This is a genomic window from Pseudoalteromonas sp. SR43-2, assembly GCF_014163885.1.
Classification (GTDB): domain Bacteria; phylum Pseudomonadota; class Gammaproteobacteria; order Enterobacterales; family Alteromonadaceae; genus Pseudoalteromonas; species Pseudoalteromonas distincta.
The window spans coordinates 14,267-27,223 of the sequence record NZ_JACJED010000013.1 but is presented as its reverse complement, the minus strand read 5'-3'; the positions used below and the strand labels follow the sequence as shown (position 1 = coordinate 27,223).

7 protein-coding genes and 1 pseudogene are annotated in these 12,957 nt (G+C 39.6%); 3 read left to right on the top strand and 5 right to left on the bottom strand.

The window, feature by feature from the left end; genetic code table 11:
• The gene (locus H5120_RS12080; protein ID WP_182674591.1) at positions 1-735 is read left to right on the top strand and encodes a 5-oxoprolinase subunit PxpA; all 735 of its coding nucleotides are present in this window, start codon (positions 1-3) and stop codon (positions 733-735) included.
• A gap of 156 nt (positions 736-891) precedes the next feature.
• A pseudogene (locus tag H5120_RS12075) lies at positions 892-2,922 on the top strand (prolyl oligopeptidase family serine peptidase).
• A 726-nt stretch (positions 2,923-3,648) separates the two neighbouring features.
• On the opposite strand, the gene H5120_RS12070 reads toward H5120_RS12075, so the two are convergent.
• On the bottom strand, positions 3,649-5,250 hold the full coding sequence (locus H5120_RS12070; RefSeq protein ID WP_138490125.1) for an isocitrate lyase: 1,602 nt from the start codon (positions 5,248-5,250) through the stop codon (positions 3,649-3,651).
• 239 nt (positions 5,251-5,489) lie between these two features.
• Here H5120_RS12070 and H5120_RS12065 point away from each other — a divergent pair, with 239 nt between their 5' ends.
• Positions 5,490-7,679 (top strand): malate synthase G, encoded by a 2,190-nt coding sequence (locus H5120_RS12065; RefSeq protein WP_182674590.1) that lies wholly within the window; start codon positions 5,490-5,492, stop codon positions 7,677-7,679.
• A gap of 210 nt (positions 7,680-7,889) precedes the next feature.
• Here the strand turns inward: H5120_RS12065 and H5120_RS12060 are convergent, their stop codons facing one another.
• The 4 genes from H5120_RS12060 to H5120_RS12045 all read right to left on the bottom strand — a co-directional run bounded on the left by H5120_RS12060 (position 7,890) and on the right by H5120_RS12045 (position 12,641).
• On the bottom strand, positions 7,890-8,615 hold the full coding sequence (locus H5120_RS12060) for a YebC/PmpR family DNA-binding transcriptional regulator (RefSeq protein ID WP_002959197.1): 726 nt from the start codon (positions 8,613-8,615) through the stop codon (positions 7,890-7,892).
• 145 nt (positions 8,616-8,760) lie between these two features.
• Entirely contained in the window at positions 8,761-9,378 is a 618-nt protein-coding gene (locus H5120_RS12055; RefSeq protein ID WP_165744007.1) for an HAD family hydrolase, read from the bottom strand.
• A 321-nt stretch (positions 9,379-9,699) separates the two neighbouring features.
• Entirely contained in the window at positions 9,700-10,194 is a 495-nt protein-coding gene (locus H5120_RS12050) for a DUF6702 family protein (protein WP_165744006.1), read from the bottom strand.
• Entirely contained in the window at positions 10,194-12,641 is a 2,448-nt protein-coding gene (locus H5120_RS12045; protein ID WP_182674588.1) for a M1 family metallopeptidase, read from the bottom strand. The genes H5120_RS12050 and H5120_RS12045 overlap by 1 nt, the downstream gene beginning before the upstream one ends.
• Between the last annotated feature and the right edge of the window lie 316 nt (positions 12,642-12,957).

Here is a 12,957-nt window from a genome sequence, read left to right as displayed (position 1 = left end):
ATGAAACTCAATTGTGATTTAGGCGAAAGCTTTGGCGCGTGGAAAATGGGGCTAGACGATAACGTTATGCCACATATTGATATGGCTAACATTGCGTGTGGGTTTCATGCAGGTGATGCCGACATAATGGCAAACACTCTTGTACTTGCCAAGCAACATAACGTACAAATTGGTGCTCACCCAAGCTACCCAGATAAGCAGGGCTTTGGTAGACGCTCAATGGTACTTAGCGAAAAAGAGCTTACAAATTGCCTGCAATATCAAATAGCCGCTATTGAGGGGATGGCAAAAGTACAAGGTTTAACACTTAGCTATGTAAAACCCCACGGCGCACTTTATAACGACATGATGGCAAATGATCAAATATTACAAACCGTTATAAATGCAATTGCCAGCTACCCAATAGATTTAAAGCTAATGATTTTAGCGACTAAAAATGCCAATAAGCACATTCAAATAGCTAAAGGTTCAGGAGTTGATCTAATACTTGAGGCATTTGCCGATAGGCAGTACACCGATGACGGGCATTTAGTGTCACGAACACTTGAGGGTAGCGTTCACAACAAAGCTGCATTACTAAAACAAGTAACTCAGCTTTTATCCGATGGCAGCGTGACAACACGAACTGGAAAAAAACTAACGCTCAACGCCCATAGCTTATGCGTACATGGCGATAACGCTGATGGCATAGCGCTTATAAAAGACATAAAAGCCCTGTGTAACTCAGCTAACTAAACACTTTTACACAACCACAAATAGAAGCTGTAAACCCCCTTTACAGCTTTAACTCATAGATTTAAATAAGAGCTTCATCGCATCCTACTGTTAATTTAATAATCCCTAACATATAACTACTTAGCAAATTAAAAAAAGTAACAACAGGGATCATAAATGAAAAAGCTTTTAGCTCTTAGTTTTGGTTGTAGCCTCGTTTTAGGCTGTAGCAATTTAGCCTACGCTGAAACAAATACTCTACAGCTGCAAGATGTGTTTAATTTAGAATATGCTAATCAAATAGATATAACCGAAGACGGTAAAACTGTTTATTTTGTGCGTAACCGCATGGATATAAAAACAGATCGCAAAGTGGGTAATATTTGGTCTGTTGATTACAAAACCAAACAAATGCAGCCATTAACCTCTGGCGTACATATGGATTATTCGCCAGTAATCTCTCCTGATGGTCAACGCCTTGCGTTTATATCAACCCGCGATGGCAGCAGCCAAATATATATTAAATGGCTTAAAACAGGTGCTATGGCAAAAATTAGTAACTTAACGAGTAGTCCGCGTTCGATTACATGGAGCCCTGATTCTAACCAATTAATATTTAGCATGTTTGTCCCAAGCGCTAATTCAGCGCCAGTGAGCTTACCAGGTAAACCAAAAGGCGCAACCTGGGCAAAGCCCGCCAAATTTATTGATGATGTTTATTACCGTTCAGATGGTGGCGGTTACACACAAAAAGGTTTTAGCCAATTATTTTCCATAGATGCTAACGGAGGTAATGCTAAACAACTCACTGATGATGAATTTGATAACGCGGGCGATGTAAGTTTTAGTAAAGACGGTAAATCACTTTATTTTTCTGCGAACAGGCACACAAACAACCAGCTAAAACCCACAAATAGTGAAATTTATAAACTTGATTTGGCCTCGCAAACTATAACCGAAATTACTGACCGAAATGGTCCTGATGAGCAGCCTAATGTATCGCCCGATGGTCGTTACCTAGCGTACACGGGTTACGATGATAAACGCACTAACTACGAAAATGCTCAACTTTACATTCGTGATTTAAAAACAGGTAACACAACTAGCTTAACGCCAAATTTTGATAGAAGCGTAGGTCAAATAAAATGAAGTGCCAATTCAAAAGGTGTGTACTTTAGTTACGCCGATAAAGGTCAAACCGCCCTCGCCTATCAACCACGCAGTGGCAAGCGTAAAATAATAACAACCCAAATTGGCAGCGTTGCCTTTGGACGCCCTTATTCTGGTGGCGACTTTGATGTAAGCGAAGATGGCGAGGTAGCCTTTACCCTTGCAGACACTCAGCGCCCTGCTGATATAGCAACAATTAAACGCGGTAAAGCGCAGCGTTTAACTACCCTTAATGCAGATGCATTGGGCGACAAAGCTTTGGCTAAAGTGGAAGAAATTTGGATTAAATCAAGTCACGATGAGCTACCAATCCAAGGTTGGGTTGCTTACCCGCCAGAATTTGATAGCAGCAAAAAATACCCGCTAATACTAGAAATTCACGGCGGCCCTGTCGCTAATTATGGCCCGCACTTTAGCGCTGAAATTCAACTGTTTGCAGCCAAAGGTAATGTAGTTTTATACATGAACCCACGTGGTAGTGATTCATACGGTAAGGAGTTTGCACAAACTATTCATCATAATTACCCAAGTAACGATTTTGACGACTTAATGACGGGCGTTGATGCGCTAATAGCGAAAGGCTTTATCGACGAGTCTAAATTGTTTGTGACCGGTGGCTCTGGTGGCGGTGTATTAACTGCATGGATTGTGGGTCATACAGATCGCTTTGCTGCAGCTGTAGTTGCCAAACCGGTTATTAATTGGATCAGTTTTGTACTAACTGCCGATTTTTACCCGTTTTTTGCTGATTATTGGTTCCCAGGTAAACCATGGGATCACATTGAGCATTACATGAAACGCTCGCCTATTAGCTATGTTGGAAACGTCAAAACTCCTACTATGTTGCTCACTGGGGAATCTGACTACCGAACACCAATTTCAGAAACTGAACAGTTTTATCAAGCATTAAAACTACAAGGCGTTGATACTGCAATGGTGCGAATTCCTGATGCATCGCATGGTATTACAGCTCGCCCATCAAACTTAATGACCAAAGTTGCTTATATTCAATGGTGGTTTGATAAACACACTAAATAACCTAAAATTAGTATAATATTTATAGCTCAAATAAAAGCCACTTTAAATAAGTGGCTTTTATATTTATCGCCGTAGTATTCAAACTGTAAACCCCCTTTACACTTCTGTGACAGTTAAATATCGGACTTAGCTAAAACTTCAGTTAGTAAAATTTCGGTTTATAGCATTTTTTGCAACTTGAGTTGGTAAAAAATCGGTTTGAGTCACTGTTTATAGCCTATCAGTTAGTAAAATTTTGTTTTATCGTACGGAGAAGTTAGTAAAAAATCGGTTTATAAATTCGCTAAGTTTGTCTATTAAAGCAAAAATCAGTCACTTACCTGCCTTTTAAAGTTGTTGTAAACGCTTTTTACAGCAAAATCACCCCAAATATGCCCTTTTATGAAAGGTTAGTTAAACTCTGATCTGTAAATTCACTCAGGTAGTTAAATAGTGATCCAACATGATTTGGTTAACCTGAACTCTGGATAATAAATCTATCTCGAGCAGCTATTTTCAGCCCTAACTGCGTTGAATTTACTTGCAATAGGCTAGCTATTGACGCGTAAATTCGCCTTGTTTTGACTGAAAATCTCTGGCTAGAGAAAAAATTCAAATATCACCATGATTCAATACGTTAGTAAATCTCTTAACCAGAGCTCAGGTTAGTTAAAATCTGATCTAAATAAAAATTAAAACAATAAAAAAGGGCCTATTGGCCCTTGAGTAACACTATCTAGTTAGGAATTAAAACTGGTTCATGGTGTTGTCTTCACCACCGGCTTTTAGCGCGTTATCACCAGAGAAGTATTCTTTGTGTGTATCGCCCATGTTAGACCCTGCTAGGTCTTGGTGCTTAACAGAAGCTTGCTCGCGGCGAATTTCTTGGCGTTGTACATCACGCACGTAAGCCAGCATACCCATATCGCCAAAGTAACCTTCTGATAAAATATCAGTGCTTAGCGCAGCTGTATGGTACGTAGGCAGAGTAATTAAGTGATGGAAAATACCTGCTTCACGTGCGCCATCGCGCTGGAAGTTTTGCACTAGTAAATCGGCTGCTTGTGCAAGCTCTGTTGCATCCATTTCTGGTGCCATAAGGCCTTTATTATCGCCAAGGCTTGGGTAAGCACTAAGGTCACGGCCAGCTTCTTCCCACTCTTGATACACTTGCTCACGAAACTTAAGGGTCCAGTTAAACGAAGGCGAGTTGTTGTATACCAGTTTTGCATTTGGCACCTGTTCTTTTACACGATTCACCAGTTCTGCAATTTGTTTAACATGTGGTTTTTCTGTTTCAATCCACAGTAAATCAGCGCCCGACTGCAAGCTAGTAATACAATCTAATACTACGCGGTCTTTTTCAGTGCCTTCGCGGAACTGGTATAAACCGTTATCTAGGCGAGTTGGTTTACATAACTGGCCATTAATTTTCATTGCCGTATCGCCTTCATTTAAATCATCAACACCGTTAATTGGCGTAGTTTCTAAAAATGCATTGTATTGGCTTGCTAAATCACCTGGTGTTTGCGACACAGGTACTTTTTGAGTAAGGCTGGCGCCTAATGAATCTGTACGCGCCACAATAATGCCGTTATCAATACCTAGCTCTAAAAAGGCGTAACGTACTGCGTTAATTTTTGCTAAAAAGTCTTCGTGTGGAACGGTCACTTTACCCGCTTGGTGACCACATTGTTTGGCGTCAGATACTTGGTTTTCTATTTGAATGGCACATGCACCGGCTTCAATCATTTTTTTAGCCAGTAAGTAAGTTGCTTCTTCGTTACCAAAACCGGCATCAATATCAGCAATAATTGGCACAACATGGGTTTCAAAGTTGTCTATTTTATCAATAACAGCTTGAACATCGCCGCCGTTCGCTTTTGCTTCATCTAGGTCGTTAAACAAGTGATCTAGTTCACGTGCATCAGCTTGCTTTAAAAACGTGTAAATTTCTTCAATTAGCGCAGGTACCGATGTTTTTTCATGCATGCTTTGATCTGGCAGCGGACCAAATGCAGAGCGAAGCGCTGCAACCATCCAGCCACTTAAGTATACATAGCTGCGTTTAGTTGTTTTTTGATGGCGCTTAATAGCCATCATCATTTGTTGGGCAGTAAAGCCATGCCAACAGCCTAAAGATTGCGTGTATTGGCTTGTGTCGGCGTCATATGCAGCCATATCTTCACGCATTACGTCTGCTGTGTATTGCGCAATTTCAATCCCTGTGCGAAAACGGTTTTGTAAACGCATGCGACTTGCGTATTCAGGGTTAATAGCTTTCCATGCGCTGCCTTGTGTTTGGCAAAGAGTAGAAAGTGTGTCTGTTTCGCGTTGATATGTTGTCATAATAAAATCCTTCGAACGAGTGTGTAAATTATTTTAATGTTGTGAGAGTGGCTAGGAGTGTGTTCCGTAGCGCTTAATTCAACATTAGGCTCCTTTTCTAGATTTAGTAAATTTATAGTTGTTATTGTGGCTATACATTTTGTGAATGGCTAAAAAGCACTCAACATTGCCTTTTTGAGTTATTGTTGCCTTACGCACAAGCACACAACAACATCGCGACCGTTTAAAGGAAGGCAACTATGTCCCACACTCTCACACATTCAGGACTCAGCGTAGACACACAACTCGCTGATTTCGTTAAAAATCAATTACTCCCTGGCACTCACTTAAGTGAGTCTCAATTTTGGCAAAGTTTTGCACATATCGTTCAAACACTTACCCCTATAAATAAGGCACTGCTTGAAAAGCGAGAGCTGCTTCAACAGCAAATAGACGACTACCATCTTGCTAATAAAACCTGGGATAGCGCTAAATACCAAGCCTTTTTGCAAGATATTGGCTATTTAGTTAAAGAGCCTGCCAACTTTGAAATTGAAACCCAAAATGTAGAGCCCGAAGTGGCCCTTACAGCAGGCCCTCAGTTGGTTGTGCCTGTAAGTAATGCACGCTTTGCTCTTAATGCCGCTAACGCTCGCTGGGGCTCGTTATACGACGCCTTATATGGTACTGATGTGTTAAGCGAAGATGACGGGGCTGAAAAAGGTAATACCTACAACCCTGTTCGTGGTTTTAAGGTAATGGCCTACGCTCGCCAGTTTTTAGATAAAGCATTGCCGCTGACCAATGGCTCCCATATAGAAAGCACGAATTACTCAGTAGTAGATGGCGCACTTTTAATTACCTTGCGTGACAGCTCTCAAACCACATTAGCTAACCCATCTCAGCTTATTGGTTATCAAGGAGAAGCACAAAACCCAACTGTAGTGTTATTAAAAAACAATGACCTACATATAGAGTTACATATCGATCACCACCACATTATTGGCCAAGCAGATAAAGCAGGCTTAAAAGATGTAGTGCTAGAGGCCGCGCTTACCACCATTATGGATTGTGAAGATTCAGTAGCTGCGGTAGATGCAGAAGACAAAGTACAAGTTTATAAAAATTGGCTTGGGTTGATGCAAGGTAACTTAGTTGAATCGTTTAAAAAAGGCGATAAAACTGTTGAGCGTACCCTGCAAAGTGATAAAACATACACCGCACTTGACGGCGGCACCGTTACTTTAAAAGGCCGAAGCATGATGTTTGTAAGAAACGTTGGCCATTTAATGACGAACCCTGCTATTACCGATGTGTTTAATCAACCGGTATTTGAAGGCATTATGGATGCGATGTTTACAGCCACTGCTGCCCTGCACGACTTAAATAAAAAAACAGGTATCAAAAACTCAAGCGCGCAAAGTATTAATATAGTAAAACCAAAAATGCATGGCCCAGAAGAGGTGGCATTTACTAACACTTTATTTAGCTTAGTAGAGGAAGCGCTAAGCTTACCTAAAAACACCCTTAAAATGGGGATTATGGATGAAGAACGCCGCACTTCTGTAAACCTAAAAGCGTGTATTTACGCAGCTAAAGAGCGTGTTGTATTTATTAATACTGGATTTTTAGATAGAACAGGCGATGAAATTCATACCTCTATGCAAGCAGGCGTTGTACTTCCAAAAGCACAGATTAAGCAGCAAGCATGGATACAAGCTTATGAGGATCGCAATGTCGATATTGGCCTTGCTTGTGGCTTAAGTCATAAAGCACAAATAGGTAAAGGCATGTGGCCAATGCCAGATAAAATGGCATTAATGATGGAGCAAAAACAAGCTCATCCTAAATCAGGCGCTAATACAGCATGGGTGCCCTCCCCTACAGCCGCTACCCTGCATGCAATGCATTATCACGATATAAACGTATTTACTGAGCAGCAAAGTATAGCTAAACGTACTATTGCGAGTCTTAATGACCTGCTTACACCGCCGCTAATGACAGACCCTAAAACGCTTTCAAAAGAAGATATTCAAAGTGAGCTAGAAAATAACGCACAAGGTATTTTAGGTTACGTTGTACGTTGGATTGATCAAGGCGTAGGCTGCTCAAAAGTACCCGACATTAACCATATCGGTTTAATGGAAGACAGAGCCACACTGCGTATTTCAAGCCAGCATATGGCTAATTGGTTGCTAAATGGCGTGTGCTCACAAGCGCAAATAAAATCAACAATGGCTAAAATGGCCAAAGTGGTTGATGGACAAAACGAGCATGACACTGCGTATACACCCATGGCAACAAGCGAAGAAACCCTTAATAACAGCATTGCCTATCAAGCCGCTACTGCATTAGTTTTAGAGGGCGTAACGCAACCTAGTGGTTACACTGAACCACTACTACATAGCTACCGTATAAAATATAAAGCACAAAAGTCGAATACGCTTTAACTGCTTAATCAAAGTTAAAATTAAGTACTAAACCAGCTTTTAAGCTGGTTTTTTATCGCCTAAAATTAGAATAACAGTACTTTTAAGGCATTTTAAAAATATATATTCAAATAAGCATAATACACATGAATATCTAACATTTATTCAAACGTAAAAAAGCGTGTTTTGCATACACAAAACACGCTTTTTAAGGCTTTTAACCGTATACATTTAATTTTTTACAATGGCATTGTGATAAATATTTTGTACATCGTCACAATCTTCAAGCATATTTATAAACTTATCAAAGTTAGCAATAACTTCTTCGTCTTCAATTTCAATATTAACTTGAGGAATAAACGTAATTTCATCTACTTCAAAGTTAATGCCTTCAAATGCGTCTTCAAGGGCAGTTTTAGCTTTAAAGTATTCTGTTGGCGGTGCAAATACTGATATTTTACCGTCCTCCGCTTCAACATCGCTTACATCAACATCAGCCATCATTAATGCTTCTAATACGACTTCATCGTCATCGCCTGCAAAGCCAAGTACCGCATAATGATCAAACATATGCGCTACACAGCCAGGAGTACCAATTTTTGAGTCTGTTTTAGTAAATGGTAAACGTACATCTTTGATAGTACGGTTCGGATTGTCTGTTAAACAGTCAACAATAACCATACAGTTACCAGGGCCATAGCCTTCATAACGGGCAACAGAGTAATCTTCTCCTGCGCCACCGGCTGCTTTTTCAATTGCTTTTTCGATAACGTGTGCGGGTACTTGGTCTTTTTTAGCTTTTTCGATTAGACGGCGAAGTGTTTGGTTTACTTCGGGATCGGGATCACCACTTTTTGCTGCAACGTAAATCTCTTTGCCGTACTTTGAGTTTACTTTTGTTTTTGCATTGGCTGTTTTGATCATAGAACTTTGACGAACTACAAATGCTCTGCCCATTTTGTGCCCCTAATGAATACGTTACGTTTTGCGGTATTTTACCAATTCAAAACGTATTGGGCTAGCTCCGCAATGGGCAAAACTTGATTAATAAAAACTTTTATAACTACAAACTTATGTCAGAATAAATAAAATGGCACGCTATTTAACATAACTCTATTTTTTCAGAATAACTCTCAACTAATGTTACTAATTCCGCAAAGTCATGCAAAACGTAATCTGCCTGATCGGCGTAGGCTGGCGTCAACTCTGGAGCGTATAAACATGCGCGCATATTTGCATTATGCGCAGCTTGAATATCGTAAAGGTAATCGCCTACATAAAGTAAATTTCTAGCATTAATGTTCCAAAGTGTAGCAATAGCATTCAAAGCACTAGGATCTGGTTTTGCTGGAGCATCGCTTCGCGTTAAAACTGTACTAATAGGAAGTGGGTTATTTTGTAATTTAATTGCAGCCGCTTTATCAAAATTGCGAGTAACAATTGCCATCGGTATATTTTTAGACTTTAAAGCATTAATAGCTTCACTCACCCCAGGTAATATACTGGCATGTTGTGCGTCTATTAATTCGTGTTGGTGAACTATATTCATTGCCTCTTCACGCATATACGGTGAGGGCAACTTAGCAATGTAATCAAGTAAGTCTTGCTCGCAAGGGCAACCTATTTGGGCCTTTATTAATGCAAAGTCTAATTCTGATGAAACCAATGTTCCATCCAAATCAAAAATCACTCCAAAAATAGCCTCAATCTGAGTCGTCATATCACTCCCTGAATTTAGTTATTACTAAATAAAATTTAAACATAAAATTCTCTACTGCTTATGCCCTAGCTAGTTACAGCTAAAGGGATAAATGAAACTAACTATATTTAAATTATTTATTTGCACTGCTATCAATCTATTGATAATACAGTAAATATAATTGGTAATTGTAGCATGCGCAAAAAATGGTAAATATACAAATTGAACTACCAATTTTTACGTAAATTTACATATACCAGATCTAAAATGAACGCAGTTTAAACGTTTGAAGAAAACGCGCACATTAACTGCAGTGCGCGTTGGTTGGGGAAGTTTTAACTACTAATTTGGCTCAAAGCGGGCTTCGAGCCAAGTATCATCTTGTGCAAAGTTTAAGGTTTTAATCTTACCTTTGCCCTCAACGTTTACCATATTTACCTGAGATGGCCATAAATCACGAAGCGCGCCATTGCTCATTTTAATTCCTTCAATGTTTTCAGGAATTGGTGCTTCTTGGTAAACCCAAAAAAACTTACCATCTACTTGCGCCCCTACAAAGCTAAGTGGTAAAGGCTCACCACTTAACGTTTGTAGAGCAACGTGCGATTCAACATATTTAGCAAAACGCTGTTGGTCGGCCTTATTACTAATAATATCGATTTTGCCTTCAAATAATGTTCCTACGGCGTGTTCGGTATCATGTAAATAAAAGCGATGCATTAATTCAACATTATGCGTTCGTTTATTAAAAAGCACGGTTGTAACTGACGACTTTAGTTGATGCGCCATACTTGGCGCAGCAACTAAAAGGCAAACAATAATAAGCAAAAAGCGCATTATTGCGGCTCCCCACCGTCATCTTTTTCGTCTTTCTTCTCATCAGTTTTAAGCTCAGTTTTAATATCTTGCATGATATCGCGACTTACTTTAGCTTTACTCTTTTCCTTTTTAAACACTTCAATACGTGAAGGAATAATACGACGAGGGTAGTTATTGTTTTCAACATCTACGTCAGCTGTTTCCCAGCCTGGATCTACAGTAACTGATACAAGCGGTTTGTTTTTATCGGTCACAATTAGCTTTTGAACATTTTTATAATTACGACGCCAAATTTCAGCAGGGATATAACGCTCTTCGGTTGTGCCATCTTCATATGTTAGCTCAAGCAATATAGGCATTACCAAACCACCAAGGTTTGAAAATTCCATAACGTAGTAGTTTTTATCTTCTTCTAAAGCACGTTCAAGCGTTTTACGCTCCCACGGCTCTAAACCTTTTAAAAACTTATTGTACGAGTTACGTTCTTTATTGGTTACAGTAAAGCGGTCGTTTTCGTCATAAAAATCGGTAACATCAGGATTTTGCTCAACCCATGTTTTTTTACCTTCGGCGCGGTTACGCTCAACAAATAAGGACGTAGGCTTGTCTGCCTCAATATCACGTAAACGGCTGTAATCAATATCAGGGTTTTTAGTGTCTAAACGAAGTTGATACACTTTATCTAAAGAGATATCAACATGATCTGTGGTGTAAAACCAGCCACGCCAAAACCAATCTAAATCAACACCAGAGGCTTCTTCCATTGTACGGAAAAAATCAGCTGGGGTAGGGCGCTTGTATTTCCAGCGCTGAGCATACTCTTTAAATGCAAAGTCGAATAAGTCACGGCCTAAAATTACTTCACGTAAAATATTAAGTGCTGCGGCAGGCTTAGTATAAGCATTTGGGCCTAAACGTAATACGCTGTCTGACTGAGTCATAATTGGTACTTGGACTTCTGACTTCATATAGCTCACTATATCGCGAGGCTCAACACCCCAAGGAATAGTAGGATCCCATTCACGACCAGCAACACCATCTAAAAAGCTGTTTAAGCCTTCATCCATCCACGTCCATTGGCGCTCATCTGAGTTCACAATCATCGGAAAGTAAATATGACCCACTTCATGAATAACTACGCCAAGTAAAAAGCGCTTTTCAGCCTGAGAATAAGTACGAGTACCGTCATCTTGTAACTTAGTACGCGGGCCGTTAAAGGTGATCATTGGGTATTCCATACCACCAACTGGTCCATTAACCGACTGTGCGGTTGGGTATGGGTAATCAAAAGAATACTTAGAGTACACTTCCATTGTGTGTACTACCGCTTCAGTTGAGTACTTCTTCCATAAGTCACCACCTTCTTTAGGGAAGAACGACATTGCCATAACTAAAGGCTGAACGTCACCACCTTGCTGATAACCTTTTGCATCCCACATAAACTTACGAGACGACGCCCAAGCAAAGTCACGAACATTTTCTGCTTTAAAGTGCCACGTTTTAGTTTTGTCGGTGCCTTCTTTTTCGTTTTCTAGCGCTTCTTCTGCGTTAACAATAAACACAGGACGCTTAGATGTTTCAGCTTGCTTTAAACGTTTGCGCTGAGTACTTGTAAGTACTTTGCTCGCGTTATCAAGCTTACCTGTTGCCGATACAATGTGATCTGCCGGAACAGTAATCTCAACATCGTAATCACCAAACTCAAGCGTAAACTCACCAGAGCCTAAAAATGGCTTGTTTGTCCATGCTTCGTAATCGGTATAAGCCGCTAAGCGAGGGAACCACTGAGCAATTAAGAATATGTCGTTGCCATCTTCTTCAAAGTGCTCGTAACCAGAACGTGCACCTACAGCATCTTCTTCAACAATGTTGAAGGCAAAGTTCATGCTAAATTCTACTTCTTTACCTGGTTTTAATGGCTCGTTTAAATCAATGCGCATTAAAGTATCAACTACAGTTACGCGTAGCTCTTTACCATCGTCATCCTTTACGCCACTGATTGTATAACCCAGTTCGTTGTCGCTCATAAATTGCTGACGGCGTAAGTCACCTAAACTTAATTTAGCAGGCTTTTGAGCTGGTAGGCTTTCTAAAGTGCTTTTAAACGTTTTAGTTGTTTCGGCAATAGAATCACTTTTAAAAATATTTTGATCTAACTGTAACCATAAATATTTAAGTGTATGCGGAGAGTTATTTTTATATTCAATGCTTTGGCTACCGGTAATACGGTGCTTTTTTTCATCTAGCTTTACATCAATATCGTAGTTTACACGTTGCTGCCAGTATTTTTCACCTGGTTCGCCAGCGGCACTACGATAAACGTTGGGTGTAGGAAGCGCTTCGTCTAATTGACGAAATTTATCAACAAAAGAACCTTTTGTTTGCTCAACCGAAGACGCCATAACCGCACTAGATATTGCCAAAGGCAATACAAAAGCACTTAGCGTAAGACCTATTTTTTTCATTGTTAGTCCTAATATAATTTTGTGTGCATACTTTGACAAATATACCAGTTAGCTTCAATAAATTAGCGACCAAGTACCGTATTTTTAGGGTGATATTCACTTAGTTTTTTAGATTAAAAAGTACAATTATTTTGTAACAAAATACGACTAAATAAATATTGTAAAGGGGGTTTACAAAAGCGGGTTTTAATAATGGTTTTGAGCAAATAGATACAAAGCTATAGAGCTTGAAAAAAGAACATTAACTTTAGTTACTTTGCTAAAAAAGTATTGCTTTAGCGTTATCAGGTAAAACAATAATACTACGTATAAATAT